General features: G+C 60.2%; 15 protein-coding genes. 7 read left to right on the top strand and 8 right to left on the bottom strand.

Going from position 1 to position 17,665, the window contains the following annotated elements; genetic code table 11:
* The first annotated feature begins 69 nt into the window (after positions 1–69).
* A complete protein-coding gene (locus EWM57_RS10120; RefSeq protein ID WP_129921027.1) occupies positions 70–774 on the top strand; it encodes a 4'-phosphopantetheinyl transferase superfamily protein in 705 nt (234 codons plus the stop codon).
* 12 nt (positions 775–786) lie between these two features.
* Positions 787–1,386: a redoxin domain-containing protein gene (locus tag EWM57_RS10115; RefSeq protein WP_129921026.1), complete on the top strand. Its 600-nt coding sequence runs from the start codon at positions 787–789 to the stop codon at positions 1,384–1,386.
* A gap of 82 nt (positions 1,387–1,468) precedes the next feature.
* On the opposite strand, the gene EWM57_RS10110 is transcribed toward EWM57_RS10115, so the two are convergent.
* The 8 genes from EWM57_RS10110 to EWM57_RS10075 all read right to left on the bottom strand — a co-directional run bounded on the left by EWM57_RS10110 (position 1,469) and on the right by EWM57_RS10075 (position 10,966).
* A complete protein-coding gene (locus EWM57_RS10110) occupies positions 1,469–2,356 on the bottom strand; it encodes a transglutaminase-like domain-containing protein (protein WP_129921025.1) in 888 nt (295 codons plus the stop codon).
* Between the two features lie 382 nt (positions 2,357–2,738).
* Positions 2,739–4,466 (bottom strand): ubiquinone-dependent pyruvate dehydrogenase, encoded by a 1,728-nt coding sequence (gene poxB / locus EWM57_RS10105; RefSeq protein ID WP_129921024.1) that lies wholly within the window; start codon positions 4,464–4,466, stop codon positions 2,739–2,741.
* Positions 4,467–4,771: 305 nt separating this feature from the next.
* Positions 4,772–5,674, bottom strand: coding sequence for a DUF5694 domain-containing protein (locus EWM57_RS10100; RefSeq protein WP_129921023.1), 903 nt, complete (start codon positions 5,672–5,674; stop codon positions 4,772–4,774).
* A 105-nt stretch (positions 5,675–5,779) separates the two neighbouring features.
* The gene (locus EWM57_RS10095) at positions 5,780–6,250 is read right to left on the bottom strand and encodes a GNAT family N-acetyltransferase (protein ID WP_129921022.1); all 471 of its coding nucleotides are present in this window, start codon (positions 6,248–6,250) and stop codon (positions 5,780–5,782) included.
* Between the two features lie 91 nt (positions 6,251–6,341).
* Positions 6,342–7,265, bottom strand: a complete 924-nt coding sequence (locus EWM57_RS10090; RefSeq protein WP_129921021.1) for a 5'-nucleotidase — start codon at positions 7,263–7,265, stop codon at positions 6,342–6,344.
* Positions 7,266–7,300: 35 nt separating this feature from the next.
* Positions 7,301–8,929: an acyl-CoA carboxylase subunit beta gene (locus EWM57_RS10085; RefSeq protein ID WP_129921020.1), complete on the bottom strand. Its 1,629-nt coding sequence runs from the start codon at positions 8,927–8,929 to the stop codon at positions 7,301–7,303.
* A 187-nt stretch (positions 8,930–9,116) separates the two neighbouring features.
* Positions 9,117–10,136 carry an MlaD family protein gene (locus EWM57_RS10080; RefSeq protein WP_129921019.1) on the bottom strand — a complete coding sequence of 340 codons (1,020 nt, stop codon included), beginning with the start codon at positions 10,134–10,136 and terminating at the stop codon, positions 9,117–9,119.
* Positions 10,137–10,201: 65 nt separating this feature from the next.
* Positions 10,202–10,966, bottom strand: a complete 765-nt coding sequence (locus EWM57_RS10075; RefSeq protein WP_394345412.1) for an N-acetylmuramoyl-L-alanine amidase family protein — start codon at positions 10,964–10,966, stop codon at positions 10,202–10,204.
* A 166-nt stretch (positions 10,967–11,132) separates the two neighbouring features.
* Here EWM57_RS10075 and EWM57_RS10070 point away from each other — a divergent pair, with 166 nt between their 5' ends.
* The 5 genes from EWM57_RS10070 (at position 11,133) to EWM57_RS10050 (ending at position 17,569) form a co-directional block, all read left to right on the top strand.
* On the top strand, positions 11,133–13,997 hold the full coding sequence (locus EWM57_RS10070; protein WP_129921018.1) for a putative LPS assembly protein LptD: 2,865 nt from the start codon (positions 11,133–11,135) through the stop codon (positions 13,995–13,997).
* Positions 13,998–14,134: 137 nt separating this feature from the next.
* Positions 14,135–14,950 carry a 3-methyl-2-oxobutanoate hydroxymethyltransferase gene (gene panB, locus EWM57_RS10065; RefSeq protein WP_129921017.1) on the top strand — a complete coding sequence of 272 codons (816 nt, stop codon included), beginning with the start codon at positions 14,135–14,137 and terminating at the stop codon, positions 14,948–14,950.
* 97 nt (positions 14,951–15,047) lie between these two features.
* Positions 15,048–15,761 carry an RluA family pseudouridine synthase gene (locus EWM57_RS10060; RefSeq protein WP_129921016.1) on the top strand — a complete coding sequence of 238 codons (714 nt, stop codon included), beginning with the start codon at positions 15,048–15,050 and terminating at the stop codon, positions 15,759–15,761.
* A gap of 245 nt (positions 15,762–16,006) precedes the next feature.
* Positions 16,007–16,768, top strand: coding sequence for an acyl-CoA desaturase (locus EWM57_RS10055; RefSeq protein WP_129921015.1), 762 nt, complete (start codon positions 16,007–16,009; stop codon positions 16,766–16,768).
* Positions 16,769–17,026: 258 nt separating this feature from the next.
* Positions 17,027–17,569, top strand: coding sequence for a 30S ribosomal protein S16 (locus EWM57_RS10050; RefSeq protein ID WP_129921014.1), 543 nt, complete (start codon positions 17,027–17,029; stop codon positions 17,567–17,569).
* Positions 17,570–17,665: the final 96 nt, after the last annotated feature.

Here is a 17,665-nt window from a genome sequence, read left to right as displayed (position 1 = left end):
GTGAAAAGAAGGCCGAAAGGTAACCTCGGATTAGCCCTTGCGCCCAACTATGCCCCCAATGTGCGTGCTTTGCGCTTTCTTCCCGCCTGCTTCTCCCCCACGCTCATGCCCCTGCACACCGTCACGCCGCTCGCCCCGGATGCTCTGCTGGGCCTGTGGCACCTCACCGATTTGCCAACTGACTTGCTGGCCGTGGTGCCCCAGGCCGAGCAGTACGCCCCGCTCCAGCCCGCGGGCCGCGACGAGAATCGCACCCTGCAATGGCTGGCCGGCCGGGCCCTGGCCCACGCCCTGCTGGCCCGTTTCACCGCCGCTCCCGCCCTGTTGCGCAATGACGCCAACGGCCGCCCCTACTTCGAGCAACTGCCCGATTACGCCGTATCGTTGTCGCACTCGGGGCAGTGGGTGGCGGGAGTGGTGGCCGCCCGCGGGCGGGTTGGCACAGATGTTGAACTGATCCGGGCTAAAGCTCAAAAGTTGGCTCCCAGGTTTTTATCGGAAACCGAGCGAGCCGACGCCGGCGACAACGAAGCTAAAAATAGTCTCTATTGGAGTGCCAAGGAGACGCTTTACAAGCTGCACAGTCGCCGGGGCCTGGTGTTTAAAGAGCAGATTCAGCTCAACCCGTTTGGGCTGCGGGAGGCAGGTGTGTTGACGGGACACTTGCTCACAGAAAACTTCCGCAGCCAACACCAGATTCACTACCAGCTTTTGGCCCCAGATTACGTACTTACGTACTGTTTCGAGCCCGAGGCTCCTTCCGCCCTTCACTGACTTTCCCTGCGCATGTCTTTTCGCCGAATTTCCATTATTGCCGCCGTAGCCCTGCTGTTTGGCGCCCTGGCCGTCACGACGGGCCGCGCCCAGAATACCGTGGGCGACTTCACGCTCAAATCGGCGGCCAACGCGGACGTGGCGCTAAGCAGCTACGCCAAGAGCAAGGCTGTAGTCGTGGTGTTTGTTAATCCGAGCTGCGCCTTTTCCAAGCTCTACCAAAACCGCTTGAACGACCTCAAAAGCAAATACAGCGGCCGCGGAGTGGAGTTTCTCTTCATCAACGCGCCCATCAACCTGGAGGCCAGCTTCGACCCCGATGCCGAAAAGCTCAAGGTGAAAACCACCGGCACCGAGCTGGAGTACTTCACCGACGAAGGCCAGAAAGCCAAAGCCGCGCTGGGGGCCACTAAAACTCCCGAGGCATTTCTACTGACCCCGGCCGGCAACGGCTTCACGGTCCGCTACCGGGGGGCCATCGACGACAATGCCCAGGTCGAAAGCTACGTTAAGGAGCAATACCTGGCCCAGGCCCTGGACAACGTACTGGCCGGCAAGTCGGTTGGCACCGCCAGCAAAATGGTTTCGGGCTGCCGGATCAAGGATTTGTAGTCCGCCGACAGTCGATCTTTCCCCGCATTAAAAAGCCCCACCGCAACTCGTGCGGTGGGGCTTTTTGGTGTTTAAACGGCTGCTATTCGTCGGCGCCGTCGTCTTCCTTGGGGTCGGTATCGGTGGCGGTAGTGTCGTCGGTGAGGATGGCCAGCAGCTTGGCTACTTCGGCCGACTTACCGGGTTCCTGCATTTTTTCGAAGCTCATCATCAGGTTGCGCAAGGCCCGGCGCACAATGTCGAGGTGGGTGCAGGGCTCGTAGAAAATGTCGTTTGGCGACAGGTTCAGCTGGCTGACGTAGTGCTCAATGTCGGTGCGCGACAAGATCAGGCCGCGGTTGTAGCAGTTGATGTAGAAGGGCAGCACGGCCAAATCATCGGGCTGATAGGTCAGCACAAACAGATTGGGCAGGTTGACGCCGAAGATGGGCAGGTTCAGGCGCTGGGCCACCAGCAGGTAAATCACGCAGAGCGTAAGCGGGTTGCCGCGCCGGGTTTCGAGCACCAGGTGCAACATGGAGTTGGCCGGGGAATGGAAGTTCTGGGTGTTGGCCGAAAACTTATGGGTGCGAAACAGCACGTAGTTCAGGGCCTGCACTTGGTCGGCGGGGTGCATGTCGGGCCGCAGCAGGGTCCAGACCTCGAAACGCAGCTGCTCAATGGCCCGGCTCAGGGCCTGCAGGTCTGCGTCGGGATACTGGTAGGAGTTGAGCAGCCACATGCCTTCGAGCAGATTTTCGCCACCCGAGTCACGCCACACCCGCAAACGCTGCTGCAGGCCCTCAAACTGCAGATTGTGAATCAGGTCTTCGAGGCGCTGCTGCTGGGTTGGGTCCAGGCTTTCCTCCCACGACTCCTCCAAAAACGGTATGATACTTTCGCCCAACGACTGGATTTTGCCCTGAATCTGGGACGCAATTTCCGGGTCGTCGAGCAGGGAAATAAGGGCTTTGATTTCTTTGTTCGTCATTCAGGCAGGTGGAGTGGACCTGGCGCCACTCGGTTGGTATAGCTCAGAGGTTAAAGATACGGACCAATGCCCGTTTGGTCGGGCTGCGTCCATCTTTTGTCAACAACGCGGCAGGCGTATCGTTCCCCGAGGCCGCCGCCGCAGCTCAGCCGGCAATATCGGGCGAAAAGCGGCGGGATAAGATGAGTGGGAGGCGAAAAAGACCATCACTCCGAGCGCAGCGTAGCGTCGTGCCCGCTTCACTCGGCACGGTAAATTACCACCGCGGCAGAGGTGCTTCGCTGCGCTAGGCATGACAGTTACTTTGGCAACGTTAGCCCGCAAAATGCTTCGACTGCGCTCAGAATGACGTTCTTTTTGCAGGAGCCGACCTCCTTCTTCCCTACCGGAACAGGTTGCTGGTGGCCAGTTCGAGCACTTCGTCGCCGCGGCCGTTCATGACGGCGCGCAGGGCGTAGAGGCTGAAGCCGGCGGCCTGCTTCACCTCAATGGTGGGCGGCATCGACAGCTCCAGCGGGTTCACCACCACGTCGATGAGGGCGGGGCCGGGGTGGGCCAGGGCGGCGGCAAGCTGGGCAGGCAGGTCGGCGGGGTCCTCGATGCGGAAGCCCTTCACCCCGCAGCCCTCGGCCAAGGCGGCAAAGTTAGGGTTATCCAGCGCGGTGCCGTAGCTGACCAGACCGGCTTCCTTCATTTCCAGCTCCACGAAGCCCAGGGCGCTGTTGTTGTAGATGACGATTTTCACCGGCACGTTGAGCTGCTTCAGGGTGAGAAAGTCACCCATCAGCATGGCGAAGCCCCCGTCGCCGGATAGGGAAATAACCTGGCGGCCGGGATAGGTGAGCTGGGCCCCGATGGCCTGGGGCATGGCGTTGGCCATGGTGCCGTGGTTGAACGAGCCCAGCAGGCGGCGCTTCCCGTTCATCTTCAGGTAGCGCGCCGCCCAGACGGTGGGCGTGCCCACGTCGCAGGTGAAAATGGCGTCCTCGGCGGCTAGGTCGTTGAGCAGCTTGGTCAGGTACTGGGGGTGAATCAGGGGCTTGCCGGGGGTGCCGGTGGCCAGGTCATCGAGGTTTTCGCGGGAGTTGCGGTAGTGGTCCAGGGCCTTGTCGAGGAAGCTGCGGTCGGTTTTATTCTGCAGGTGCGGCAGCAGGCCGCGCAGGGTTTCGCCTACGTCGCCGGCCAGCCCCAAGTCCACCTGGGTGCGCAGGCCGATGTTTTCACCGCGTACGTCGACCTGGATGACTTTGGCGTTGTCGGGGTAGAACTGCCGGTAGGGAAAGCTCGTGCCCAGCAATAGCAGCACGTCGCAGTCCATCACGGCATGGTAGCCGGAAGCGAAGCCCAGCAGGCCAGTCAGGCCCACGTCGTAGGGGTTGTCGTACTCGATAAACTCTTTGCCGCGCAGGGCGTGCACGATGGGCGCCTTGAGCGTTTCGGCCAGCTGGAGCAGCTCGGCGTGGGCGTCGGCGCAGCCCGCGCCCCCGAAGATGGTGACCTTTTCGGCCCCGTTCAGCAGGGCCGCGGCCTCCTGCAAGTCAGCCTCGGCGGGGCGTAGCTTCGAGACGCCGCGCAAGGCCGGAATCCTGATGTCCACCTTTTCGACTTCCATCTTCAGCACGTCGCCGGGGATGATGAGGACCGATACGCCGCGCTGGGACAGGGCCGTCTGGATGGCAATTTCGAGCAGGTGGGGCAGCTGGTCGGGGTGCTGGATGATCTGGCAGAAGTGGCTGCACTCCTGAAAAATCAGCTCGGGGTGGGTTTCCTGGAAGTAGTTGCTGCCGATTTCGCCGGTTGGAATCTGGGCGGCAATGGCCAGCACGGGCACCCGGCTGCGGTGGCAGTCGTAGAGGCCGTTGATCAGGTGCAGGTTGCCGGGGCCGCAGCTGCCGGCGCACACGGTGAGGTTGCCGGTGAGGTGGGCCTCGGCCCCGGCGGCCAGGGCCCCGGTTTCCTCGTGCCGCATGGGCAGCCACTCGATACCCTCGCGGGTGCGGATGCAGTCGGTAATGGCGTTGAGCGAGTCGCCGGCGACGCCGTAGATATGCCGCACGCGGGCCAGCTGGAGGGCATCCACGAGCAGTTCGGCAATGGTAGTTTTGGCCATAGGTCCTGGGGTTGAAAGTCCCTGGGCTATACGGCCGGGCGGGGCGGATGGGTGCCGGAGTATAGCCTACTCCCAACCACCGTTACCCGGCTCTCCCGCATTCGCGGGGAAGCCGGGGAGAAGTCACCCCAGCCTTCCCGCGAATGCGGGAGAGCCCGGAAACTGAACCCCGAGGCATCCGCGAATGCGGGAGCGGTGGGGTGACCTCGCCCCTGCCCTCCCGCATTCGCGGATGGCCCCGGAAAATAAAAACCTGGCCTCCCACGAATGCGGGAGGCCACGTTATACCCGCTTCAGGTCCACACTTACTTCAGATACTTGCTCACCGGCACCACCGTGTACTCGGGGTCGTTGGCGAAGAGGCGGCTGAGGGTGGCGGCGTGGCGGCTGCCCATAATCACGAGCAGGTGTTTGCCCTTGTTGGCCTGCTGGGCCGTGACGATGTTGGAGTAAATTTTCGCCTCCCGCTCGTAGAACAGCGTCATGTACTCGGCGCCGATGTAGTAAGGGTCCGTCACGTTTTTGGCGGCATCCTCGGGCTTGAGACCCACGAACGTGCCCTGCTTGACCCGGGCGGCGTTGACGAGCAGGGTGCGGTAGACGAGGTCGAGGGTGGCGGGGGCGTTCATAAAGTTCAGGTAGTCCTTGAGCGTGATTTCGCCCTGCTTGAAGCGCATATCGGCCTGCCCGGCATATTTGTTCAAGACCCCCCAGTCCTTGGTGAAGCTTTCGAGGTTGGTGCCGTTTTGCAGGATGCGGTTGGAGATGCTCTCGTAGGCATCCACGCCGTACACGCGCGGATGCCCCAACTGCTTAGCCAGCCGGTAGCCGAACTGAAACTGCTCGGCCCGGCCGTAGGGCAGGCTTTCGAGCTGGAGCTTATCGGTGCGGTAGAGGGTGTAGAGGCTGTCGGTGGTGGGCTGCTCCTGGGGCGTGTCCTCAATCATGATCATGTCGGGCCGGAAACGGGCCAGCAGCCGGTTGATTTCGGCTATTTCCTGCTGGCGCGGGGCCGAAAACAGGTCAGCCTTGGGGGCATCCTTGTAGAAGCCGCTCTGCCCGAAATGGGTGCTGCCCAGCAGCAGCACTTCCACCTGCGGGGTGGGCTTTTCGGCTTCAATGCCTTTAATCAAGTCTTTGGTGCCTTGGCCGAAGCCGGAAGAAAGGCAGGCGGCCAGCAGGCCCAGGGTAAGGAAGGGTAATTTCATGCGGGGTTGTAAGAATATGAGCAGAAAATAAGACGCGGTGCCGGAGCCCCGCCCGGTAAGTAGAGTGCCCAAGCCAACCTGCCGTTGCCTGGGCTTGGATTTAATCTAGTGGGCAGCCGGCTGCGAATCCAGGGTTTTGCGCAAACACACGCTGTTGTCGACGCCCGCGTACTGCCCGTAGTTGGGAATGTATTCGTAGCCGCTTTTCTCGTAGAGGCGGATGGCTTCGGGCTGCTTCTTGCCGGTTTCGAGCACGGCGGCCGCGTAGCCTTCCTCCCGCGCCCAGCGTTCCAGCTCGGCCAGCACGGCCCGGGCAATGCCCTGCCCCCGCCGGGCTTCGGGTACGAACATGCGCTTGACCTCCACCTCGGTCGGGCTAAACTCCTTGAATGCCCCGCAGCCCACGGCCTCCCCGTCCTGGTAGGCCACCACGGCGTGGCGGATGCTGGCAATCTGGTTGAACTGGGCGTAGTAGGCGTGGTCGGCGCCGTCGCGCACGGCCAGGTCGTGGTCGAGCAGGGTGACTAAGGACTGGAAGTCCCGGTTGTCGGAGTCGGTGCGGGTTAGGGAAAGCATGCGGGTATGGATTTGGGCGCAGAATAGACAAAAAAGCGGCCCGCCGCAACGAGGATGTTGGGGCGGGCCGGGGTTGCAGCAAAAGATTACGTTACTCTACACTATTCATGACAGAATCAGTGGAGTATGGAACTCGACCCGAGGGAACAACTTTACTCGCGCTTGTAAGATGCGCTTCTTGATCGTCAAAAAATATGTGTGCGCCGAATGCAGATAAAACTTTATCCTTTGGCAATCCGCCTAAAAAATAAGCTTCATCTACATAAACGCCCCATTTCCTTAGCGTTTTGATTACTCTCATATGTGAGGGAGCATTTCTTGCAGTAACAATTGCAAGCCGAAGTGATGATAGCTCAATTCTTGTTGGCAGGTGTTCTTGAATTTTTGAAAGTTTGATTAAGAGCTTAGCAAATGGCCCCTCTTTCAAAGGATCATCTGTATGTTCAGACTCATATTTATGAAATGCATCCATACCTTCCGTTTTATACCTATGCTCTGATTCTTCAGAGAAGAGAACTGCATCTGCATCAAAAGCAATTTTCACTTTTTTATCATCAGAGTTGAAAGAAGCAGGTGGGGCATATATTGTTGCAGCTGCAGAAACTTTAGAGTCAATAACAGCTTGAACATCTTTCTCATCTTTTGATAAAAACAAGTCGATATCAAAAGCATCTATGTACGGGGCTAGTGGCTCACCTCCTGACAATGCAATTCTAGTGATATCAAGACCATGTTTCTCGATGGAATTAAGCATTCTAACTCCCGTTTCTGGGCTATTGCGAGACATCACAACAACCTCAACGATTCTTTTACTAGCCTGCAGATTCAAGTCTAACAAGCGTTGAACTAGATAAAATGCAGTACCAAATTTCAATGGCACATCCTCGTTTTCCTGCTGATATTTTCTAAAACCCTCTATTCCCTGCTTTTCGAAAATCTCATTTTCCTTTTCAAGATCAAATAATGCCCTTGAAGAAACTCCAACAACCAAGATATCTGAAAAATCTACTGGCATTGTAATTCAGTTTAGAGAGTTAAAAAATCATCAAATCACACCTGAATCACCCCCACGTTATACGCCTTTTCAATCGGCGCATGATTCGCCGCCTCAATGCCCAGGCTGATGACTTTGCGGGTTTCCAGCGGGTCGATGATGGCGTCGACCCAAAGGCGGGCGGCGGCGTAGTAGGGCGAGAGCTGCTCGTCGTAGCGGGCTTTGATGCGGTCCAGGTGCTCCTTTTCGGCTTCGGGGGTGATGGTTTCGCCCTTGGCTTTGAGCGCGGCCACCTGGATTTGCAGCAGCGTGTTGGCGGCGGCCGCGCCGCTCATCACGGCCAGCTGGGCCGTGGGCCAGGCCACGATCAGGCGGGGGTCGTAGGCTTTGCCGCACATGGCGTAGTTGCCGGCCCCGTAGGAGTTGCCGACGATGACGGTGAACTTGGGCACGACCGAGTTGGCCATGGCATTGACCATCTTCGCCCCGTCCTTGATGATGCCACCGTGCTCACTCTGCGAGCCTACCATGAAGCCCGACACGTCGTGCAGAAACACCAGCGGAATGCGCTTCTGGTTGCAGTTCATGATGAAGCGCGCGGCCTTGTCGGCCGAGTCGGAGTAGATGACGCCGCCCATCTGCATGCCGGTTTTCTTGCTCTTCACGATTTTGCGCTGGTTGGCCACGATGCCCACGGCCCAGCCGTCGATGCGGGCCAGGCCGCAGATCAGCGTCTGGCCGTAGAGGTCCTTGTAGGGCTCAAACTCTGAGTTATCGACCAGCCGGCTGATGATGTCCATCATGTCGTAGGGCTTGGCGCGGTCCGAGGGCAGCAGGCCGTAGATTTCCTTCTGCTCCAGCTTGGGCGCGGCCGCGGCGGCGCGGTTGAAGCCGGCCTTGGGCAGCTCGCCCATCTTGTCGAAGATGTTGCGGATGTGGTCGAGGCACTCCTGGTCGTTTTTGAACTTGTAGTCCGTGACGCCCGAAATTTCGGAGTGGGTGCTGGCCCCGCCGAGGGTCTCGTTGTCGATGCTTTCCCCGATGGCCGACTTCACCAAATAGGAGCCCGCCAGGAACACCGAGCCGGTGCCGTCCACAATCATGGCCTCGTCGGACATAATGGGCAGATAGGCGCCCCCGGCCACGCAGGGCCCCATGATGGCGGCCAGCTGCACGATGCCCATGGAGCTCATCACGGCATTGTTGCGGAACATGCGGCCGAAGTGCTCCTTGTCGGGGAAGATTTCGTCCTGCATGGGCAGAAACACGCCCGCCGAGTCGACGAGGTAGATGATGGGCAGCTTATTTTCGATGCTGATTTCCTGGGCCCGCAGGTTTTTCTTTGCCGTAATCGGGAACCAGGCCCCGGCCTTCACCGTGGCATCGTTGGCTACCACCACGCACTGCCGCCCCTTCACGTAGCCAATCACGACTACCACGCCGCCGCTGGGGCAGCCCCCTTCCTCCTTATACAGTCCCTCGCCGGCAAAAGCCGCCACCTCGAAGCTTTCGGTGCCCTTGTCGAGCAGATAGTCAATCCGCTCCCGGGCCGTGAGCTTGCCCTTGGCCTTGTGAGCCGCAATGCGCTTTTCGCCGCCCCCGAGGGCCACGCGCTGCAGTTTCTGACGGAGCTGGAAAGTGAGTTGTTTGAGTTGGTCTTCGTTTTTGTTGAATTCGAGGTCCATGCGGGTGGGAAGGGGGTAGTGGTGAGGTGGTGAAGTTGTGAAATGGTGAGTTGTCGTTCCACTGGTGCGGCTATGCGCCATTTGCGCCGCTAGAACGACAGCTCACCATTTCACCTGGAGTGCATAAAAAAATCCGCCCCAGCGGGGCGGATTCAAAGGTAAGGGTTTCTGGCTGCGGCCGGGCGGCCTACTTTTCGGGGGCTACCACTACGGGGGCGGGCTGCACCGTCTTTTTCTCTACTTCCACCTCACCATTGGGCTTTTTGGTGGTTTCAGTCTTGGTTTTAGCCTTGCCGCCGCCGAACACCGAGAAGTGCACGTAGTTTTTAGGGTTGGCCTGCAAATCCTTGATCAGGGCGTTGGAGCTAGCGGCCGTGGCGCTGAGGTTGTTGTAGAGCGTGGAGTCGTTGATGAGCTTACCCAACGAGCCTTTCTGGTCGGTCAGGGCCTTGTTGACGCCTGTCATGGCGGTCTGGGCTTCCGTCATGGTGGCGTTGAGCTTGCGCATGGCCGGCCCCACCGGAGCGTTTTTCAGCGAGTCGCTGAGCACGGCGAAGTTGGCGGCGATGCGGTCAAACTTCTTGCTGGTCACGTTCAGGTCGCTGGTCAGGCGGGCCATGTTCGTGGTAATCTGGTTGATGTTGCGCTGGTTCATTACCAGCAGGTTTTTCAACGCTTCCGTCGAGCCCTGGGCGTTGAGCAGGGTGGCCTGCAAACTCACGCGGGCGTCCTTGTTCAGAAAGCTGTTGACCTTGATCAGCGTGGAGTCGACGGTGCCGAGCACGGGCAGGGCCTTGGCCTGGAAGGCGTCGGTGATACTGGCCACGGTGTAGGATTTGAGCTCCTCGCCCCCATCGTACACCGTGGAGTTTTTGCCCAGAAACAGGGTGATGGTCTTGCTGCCCAGCAACGAGCCCGAGAGGCTGGCCACGGTGGAGTCGCCGACGGTAATGCCCTTCTGCAGCTCCAGCGATACCCGGATGCGGTTGTGCTCGGCCGGCAGCAGCTCCATCTGCTTCACCTGCCCGACTTTAATGCCGTTGAGAATAACCGGGTTGCCGACGGTCAGGCCGTCCACGTTGTCGTACTTGGCGTAATAGGTTCGATCCGACGAGAGCAAATTACTGCCTTTCAGAAAGTTAAAGCCAATGTAGAGAGCCGCCAAAGCGACGATGCCCAAAAGGGCCACTTTTATTTCTTTCGACACGTTGGGTCAGCTGGTAAATGAGGTGATTGGGCCGGCGAAAGGGGCCGCACGGGGCGCTAGGCCCCCTACTCCCCGTTCATAGCTTCGAGTTCGTTCTTATAATCCCGGAAGGCCCGGTAGATTCCTGCTGCCATATACGACTGCCCCGATTTATCGTTGAGGTACTGCTCCTCGGCCCGGTTGGTCAGGAAGCCCGACTCAATCAGCACCGAGGGCATCGTCGATTTCCAGAGCACCAGGAAGCCCGCCTGCTTCACCCCGCGGGAGCTGCGGCCCACGGTGGTGCGAAACTGCCGGTCCACTTTCTGGGCGAAGCGGATGCTGTTCACGACGTGGGCACTTTGGTAGAGCGAGAACAAAATATGGCTCTGGGGCGAGGTCGGGTCGAAGCCGTTGTAGTTGGCCTTGTAGTTGTCTTCCTGTAAGATTACCGCGTTTTCGCGCTTGGCCACGGCCAAGTTGGCGTCGGTCTTGTGCGGCCCCATGGTCCAGACCTCGGTGCCGTAGGCCGAGGGGGCGCTGGCGTTGCAATGCACCGAGATGAACAGGTCGGCGGCATGCTTGTTGGCAATGCCGGCCCGGTCGGTGAGTTCCACGAACACGTCGGTTTTGCGGGTGTAGACCACCTTCACGTCGGGCATGTTTTCCTCAATCTGCCGGCCCAGCTCCAGAATGATTTTCAGGGCTACATCGGCCTCGCGGGCCTTCACGCCAGCGCAGCCGCGGTCCTTGCCGCCGTGGCCGGCATCGAGTACGACGGTGCGCAGGTGGTATTTGGCGGGCGGTAGCCCCGGCGTGCCGGGAGCCACGGCCCGCGTTGGTCCCGCCAGAAAAAGCAGGCCCGCAGCGCAAAGAGCGACAATATTCCGCACAGAGTTCGTTAGTTGGGGGAGCTACCCATTATCTTTGCAAACAGCCACAAAATAAACGATTAAAAACTACGTGGCATTGCCAACGCCCCCCCTCCGGTCCTTTTTCTCTCTTTATCCCTACCCGATGCGCCCGGCATTTCTGCTGCTTTTGGTGTTGCTCGGGCTGGGGTCCGGGCCCGCTGCCTGGGGGCAGCGCCGCCCGGCCAAGGCCTCCACACCGGCCGCGGTGCGCCCCCTGAACGTCGACGGCCGGCCGGCCACCAACCCGCTGCCCGCCGATACGGCCCGCATCCGCCGGGCTGGTCAGGCCGGTAGCATTGCGCTTGATACCACCCGCCGCAGCGACTCCCTGCGCGTGGCGGCCGCCCCCACCGGCGACATCAAAACCACGGTGAAGTACGCGGCCAAGGACTCGATTCGGTTTGAGGTCGAGAACAAGCAGGCAATTCTTTACGACAAAGCCACGGTCGACTATGGCGAGATGTCGCTCAAGGCCGCCCGTATCACGGTCGACTACGCCAAGAACCTGCTCACGGCCGAGGGCGCGGCCGACACCACCGGCAAGGTGCGCGACAAGCCCGTGTTCAAGGACGGGGCCACCACCTACGCCGCCGGGCGCATCAACTACAACTTCAAAACCAAGAAGGGCCGTATTACGGATGCCGTCACGTCGGAGGGCGAAGGCTTCGTGCACGCCGAAACCATCAAGAAAAACGAGCTGAACGAGATTTTCGGCCGCAACGGGCGCTACACCACCTGCAACCTGGAGCACCCGCACTTCTTCATCAACGCCACCAAGATGAAGGTCATTCCGAAGGAAAAGGTGGTGACCGGCCCCTTCAACCTCGTCGTTGGCGACATTCCCACGCCCCTGGGCTTTCTGTTCGGCTACTTCCCGATGCCGAACAAGAGCCGGGCTTCGGGCCTGATCATTCCGACTTTCGGCCAGACCGCCGACCGGGGCTTCGCTTTGCGCAACGGCGGCTACTACTGGGTGCCCAACGAGTATATTGGTGTCCGGTTGACCGGCGACATCTACTCCGGCAACGCGGCCACGTTCGGGGGCTTCGGCACCACGGCCGAAATGCAGTATCTGAAGCGCTACACCTACGATGGGCGCCTGAACTTCAGCTTCAGCCAGCGCCCCGCCAGCCAGATTCTGGCCCCGACCTCGGTCAACACCGACCAGACCTACCGCAAGCCCCGGGCGCCGAAAACGTTCTGGCTGACCTGGAACCACACGCCCACGCCCCGGCCCGGCGGCGGCCGGTTCTCGGCCAGCGTGCAGGCCGGCAGCACCGACTACAACCAGCAAAACCAGTACGACACCCGCCTGCGCCTGACACCCTCGTTTAGCTCCACCATCAGCTACCAGAAGCAGATCCGCAACTCGCCGGTCAACTACGCCCTGAACCTGAGCCAGAGCCAGAACACCGGCACCGGCGCCATGGACTTCACCCTGCCCGACGTGACCGTGGGCGTGGCCCGGCAGTATCTCTACGAGCTGCTCGGGCTGAAGGCCCGGCCGCTGTACCAGCAGTTTTCGGTGGCCTACACCCTCACGGGCCAGAATAAAATCAGCAACTACCAGCAGGCCCGGGCCCTGGCCAACGGCATTCCGCTGCTCGGCGGCACGGTGGTCGGCAACCAGATTCCGGTGAAGTTCAGCAACCTGGGCACCATCCTGCGCAACTCCCAGACCGGTCTACAGCACGCCTTCCAGATTTCGCTGGGCAGCTACACCGTGCTGAAGCACCTGAGCCTGCAGCCCTCGTTCAACTACGGCGAAACCTGGTACGGCAAGCGTCTCGACTACACCTACATCCCGGCCGCCCAAGCCGTGCGCATCGACACGGTGCGGGGCTTCAACCGGGTGTACTCGTACTCCTCGGGCCTGAACCTGGGCACCAACGTCTACGGGGTGTACGTCATCAAGGGCAAGAAGATTGAGGCCATCCGCCACAAGCTGACGCCCAACCTGAGCTACCAGTACTCGCCGGACTTTACCAGTAACCGCAACTTCTACGCCATCGGCACCAACCTGGGCCCGCTCACCAACAGCTCGGGGCTGCGCTACAACCAGGAAGACCCGCGCTACCCCGGCGACAATACCCGCCTGCTCAACCCCATCAGCTTTTCCCGCTACCAGGGCTTCTTGTACGGTACGCCCAGCGGCCGCCAGGTCAGCGCCGTGAGCTTCAGCCTGCAGAACTCGGTGGAAATGAAGGTGCGCGACACCCAGGACACCACCGGCACCACGCCCTTCAAGAAGGTCAGCCTCATCGACGGCCTCGACTTTAACATTGGCTACAACTTCGCCGCCGAATCCCTGCGCCTGTCACCGTTGTCTTCGACCTTCCGCACCCAGGTGGCCCGCAAGCTGAACGTGTTGCTGGCGGCCAACTTCGAATTCTACCAGCGCGACTCCACCGGGCTGCTGATCAACAAGTACCTGCTCGACCAGTCCAAGCGCCGCCTGGCCCGCCTATCGAATGCCAACCTCTCGCTGAGCTACCAGTTCAACCCCGTGCAGGGCAAAAAGAAGTCAGTGGTGCCGCGCACGGTGGCGCCCACCAACGACCCTGCCCTGGGCAACCCGCAGCCGGTGAACCCCTACGAAGACTACGTGGACTTCGAGCTGCCCTGGGATTTGAGCAGCAACTTCACGGCCTCCTACACCGACCCGGGTCCGCTGCCCGCCCGTCCCGGCCGCCTGCGGCCTTCGCCCATCACGGCGGGTCTGAGCTTGAGCGGCTCGGTGAAGCTGACGCCCAACCTGCGCTTCGGCTACAGCACCGGCTACGACTTTAAAAACCAGACGGTGTCGTACACGTCCCTGAACGTGTTCCGCGACCTGCACTGCTGGCAGATCAACGGGCAGTGGTTTCCCTTCGGCACCACCCGCGGCTACTTCGTGACCATTGCGGCCAAGTCGTCCTTGCTGCAGGACCTGAAGTTGAACCGCAACCGTAGTTTCCTCACCCGTTAAGCGGCCCCGGCTCAGGCGGGTACACGGCCACGCCGGGGGCAAGCTCGGCAGTCGGTCCGGGCAAGTGCCGGAATTTTGGCACTTTTGGGCCCGGCTTGCTCTCGGCCGGACTTCCCTCATCCCCTAATCACCCGGACATGTCGCAGCATAAAGAAGTGAAACTCGTGACCACGCACCAGTTGCTGGCCATGAAGCAACGCGGCGAAAAAATATCCATGCTCACGGCCTACGACTTCTCGATGGCCACCCTGCTCGACGGCGCCGGCATCGACGTGCTGCTCGTCGGCGACTCGGCCTCCAACGTGATGGCCGGCCACGAAACCACCCTGCCCATCACCCTCGACCAGATGATTTACCACGCCCAGAGCGTGGTGCGGGCCGTGAAGCGCGCTTTCGTAGTGGTGGACATGCCGTTTGGATCCTACCAGGGCAACTCTTCGGAAGCCCTGCGCTCGGCCATCCGCATCATGAAGGAGTCGGGTGGGCACGGCATCAAGCTCGAGGGCGGGGCCGAAATCAAGGAGTCCATTACCCGCATCCTCACGGCCGGCATCCCCGTGATGGGCCACCTGGGCCTCACGCCCCAGAGCATCTACAAGTTTGGCACCTACACCGTGCGGGCGAAGGAGGAAGCCGAAGCCCAGAAGCTCATCGAAGATGCCCTGCTGCTCCAGGAATTGGGCTGCTTTGCCGTGGTGCTCGAAAAAATTCCGTCCAGCCTAGCCAAGCAAGTCGCCGAAAAGCTTACAATTCCCGTTATCGGTATCGGCGCCGGCCCCGACGTGGACGGGCAAGTGCTGGTCGTGCACGACATGCTGGGCATCACCAAAGAGTTCAAGCCGCGCTTCCTGCGCCGCTACGCCGAGCTGGGCGAGCTGATGAGCGACGCCGTGACCCGCTACGTGAAAGACGTGAAGGACCGCAACTTCCCCACCCAGGACGAAGCGTATTAAATTAATTCTGAATTCTGGAGTATGCATTCTGAATTAGCTGAATCCGCCATCCGGGCAATTCATACTTCGTAATCCATACTTCATAAGTACCTTTTCAGTGAATCGTCCGAATATCTGGTCGGAGCAGGAAGAAATCCTGTTTGAAGACAACCACCTGCTCATCATCAACAAGCCCGCCGGCATCCTCGTGCAGGGCGACAACACCGGGGATGAGCCCCTGTCGGCCAAGGCGGCGGAGTATTTGAAGTTCAAGTACAAGAAGCCCGGGGCCGCCTTCGTCGGCGTGGCCCACCGCCTCGACCGGCCCGTGAGCGGCGTGGTGGCCCTGGCCAAAACCAGCAAGGCCCTGAGCCGGCTCAACGAGATGTTCCGCGACAACAAGGTGACCAAAACCTACTGGGCGCTGGTGGGCAAGTGCCCGAACCCGACCAGCGGCCACCTCACCCACTGGCTGGTCAAGGACCCCATTCGCAACGTGACCAAAGCCTACACCGAGCGCCACAGCCAGGGCCTCAAGGCCGACCTCGACTACCAAGTGCTGGGCCAGGCCGGCAACCGCTTTCTGGTGCAGGTGAACCCCATCACGGGCCGCCCCCACCAGATCCGGGTGCAGCTCGCCACGGGCCTGGGCACGCCCATTGTCGGCGACGTGAAGTACGGCTTCCTCTCCCCCCTGCCCGACGTGAGCATTGCCCTGCACGCCCGTCAGCTCGAGTTTGAGCACCCCGTCACGAAGGAGGCCATGTGCTTCCGCGCCCCGGTGCCGGCCATGCCGCACTGGGAAGCCGCCCAGGCGTTTTACCCGGCCTAGCTTTTCTTGCGCAGTTCGTTACGAAAGCCTCCCCGCCCGGGGAGGCTTTTTTCGTGGGTCTCGCACCCGGGCAAAGTCCAGCCGGTATTCGCTGAATAATATTTTGGCCTTTTGGGTCCGTTTATTGAAGACGGGCACCCGTGACCGTAGTTTTGCGGAAGCAAGCGGAACTTATAGCCCCCCGTTGAGCTTCTGCGGGCAGCTTATTCCGCCTGCTGTCAGCGTTTTCATCATTTGACCGGCCCATGCCAATCCTGATTTTCTTTGTCGCTCACTACTATCTGTCGCTGTTTACGCAGACGTTCTACCTGCACCGGTACGCGGCGCACAAGATGTTTACGATGAGCAAGTTCTGGGAGAAGTTCTTCTTCCTGTTCACCTACCTCTGCCAGGGCTCCTCGTTCCTGTCGCCGCGGGCTTACGCGCTGCTGCACCGTATGCACCACGCCTACTCCGACACGGAAATGGACCCGCACTCGCCGCTGTTCTCGTCGAATGCCTTCTCCATGATGTGGAAGACCAAGAACATCTACAACGACGTGCTCAACCACAAGTACCCCGCCGCCGAGCGGTTTGAGGGCGACTATCCCGAGTGGGCCGCCGTCGAGAACTTCGGCGACAAGTGGTACTCCCGCCTGGGCTGGGGCACGCTCTACGTGCTGTTCTACGCCCAGTTTGCCACTGCCTGGTGGATGTACCTGCTGCTGCCGATTCACTTCCTGATGGGCCCCATTCACGGCGCCATCGTCAACTGGGGCGGCCACAAGTACGGCTACCAGAACTTCGACAACCACGACCACAGCAAGAACACCCTGGCCCTGGATTTCCTGGCTTTTGGCGAGCTGTTTCAGAACAACCACCACAAGCTGCCCATGCGCGTCAACTTCGGCGTGAAGTGGTGGGAGCTGGACCCAACCTACTCCGTTATCTGGACCCTGGACAAGGTCGGCATCATCAAGATCAAGCGCAAAGTAGCCGCCGCTCCCAAGATGCGCGTGGCGGCGTAGGGAGGAAATTATGCCTGGGCTCGTGGTGAGTTGCTACTCAACGGCCGGCCCCACTGGCCTACTTAACAAGCCCCGGTTGCTTTAGCAGCCGGGGCTTATTTTATGCCGCATTTCCGCCGTTACGGGCCGTGCGCCACCCTTTCCTATTTAAAGCGGGCCCAATCACAATTTCACCTTTCACAACTTCACCTTTTCCCCTACCTTTGCACCTCATTTTCAACCAGACGCACGAGCTGCGTCGCTTAACCAACCCGGTTTATGGCAGTTAAAATCCGCCTCGCCCGTCGTGGCCGTAAGAAGGCCGCTCAATTCGACATCGTAGTAGCTGACGCCCGCGCCCCCCGCGACGGCCGTTTCATCGAGAAAATCGGTACCTACGACCCCAACACCAACCCTGCTTCGATCAACTTCGACGGCGACAAAGCCTTTGATTGGATCATGAAGGGTGCGCAGCCAACCGATACGGTTCGCGCAATGCTTTCTTACCGTGGCGTATTGTACCGCAAGCACCTGCAGCTGGGTGTTATCAAAGGTGCCATTTCGCAGGACGTTGCCGACGAGCGTTTCACCGCTTGGAAAGAGCAGAAAGACAGCAAAATCGAGAGCAAGCGCACGTCGCTGGGCTCGGCTAAGGACGAAGCCAAAAAGGCTGCCCTGGCTGCTGAGACCAAAGTGAAAGAGGCTCGCGCCGAGGCTATCCGCAAGAAAAACACGCCTCCTGCTCCCGTAGCAGAAGCTGCTGAAGGCGAAACGACCGAAGCTGAAGCTCCGGCCGAAACGACTGAAGAAGCCGGCGCCTAGTTTTTAGGTAGTTAGGTAAGAGGTGACTAGGGGCTCCGAAATTCAGCAGCTGCGGCGGCTGAACGAACGACGGCTCCTGGTCACCTCTTCTTTTTT

The sequence above is a fragment of the Hymenobacter persicinus genome, from assembly GCF_004167665.1.
Classification (GTDB): Bacteria; Bacteroidota; Bacteroidia; order Cytophagales; family Hymenobacteraceae; genus Hymenobacter; species Hymenobacter persicinus.
Note: the sequence above shows the minus strand (reverse complement) of the source record. Positions and strands in the feature narration are given on the sequence as shown.

Excerpts from the sequence above, each read along its gene's own strand:
- EWM57_RS10050 (WP_129921014.1), top strand. The coding sequence starts at position 17,027 with ATGGCAGTTAAAATCCGCCTCGCCCGTCGTGGCCGTAAGAAGGCCGCT.
- EWM57_RS10085 (WP_129921020.1), bottom strand. The coding sequence starts at position 8,929 with ATGGACCTCGAATTCAACAAAAACGAAGACCAACTCAAACAACTCACT.
- EWM57_RS10100 (WP_129921023.1), bottom strand. The coding sequence starts at position 5,674 with ATGAAATTACCCTTCCTTACCCTGGGCCTGCTGGCCGCCTGCCTTTCT.
- EWM57_RS10110 (WP_129921025.1), bottom strand. The coding sequence starts at position 2,356 with ATGACGAACAAAGAAATCAAAGCCCTTATTTCCCTGCTCGACGACCCG.
- poxB (WP_129921024.1), bottom strand. The coding sequence starts at position 4,466 with ATGGCCAAAACTACCATTGCCGAACTGCTCGTGGATGCCCTCCAGCTG.
- EWM57_RS10115 (WP_129921026.1), top strand. The coding sequence starts at position 787 with ATGTCTTTTCGCCGAATTTCCATTATTGCCGCCGTAGCCCTGCTGTTT.
- EWM57_RS10090 (WP_129921021.1), bottom strand. The coding sequence starts at position 7,265 with ATGCCAGTAGATTTTTCAGATATCTTGGTTGTTGGAGTTTCTTCAAGG.
- EWM57_RS10055 (WP_129921015.1), top strand. The coding sequence starts at position 16,007 with ATGCCAATCCTGATTTTCTTTGTCGCTCACTACTATCTGTCGCTGTTT.
- EWM57_RS10095 (WP_129921022.1), bottom strand. The coding sequence starts at position 6,250 with ATGCTTTCCCTAACCCGCACCGACTCCGACAACCGGGACTTCCAGTCC.
- panB (WP_129921017.1), top strand. The coding sequence starts at position 14,135 with ATGTCGCAGCATAAAGAAGTGAAACTCGTGACCACGCACCAGTTGCTG.
- EWM57_RS10070 (WP_129921018.1), top strand. The coding sequence starts at position 11,133 with ATGCGCCCGGCATTTCTGCTGCTTTTGGTGTTGCTCGGGCTGGGGTCC.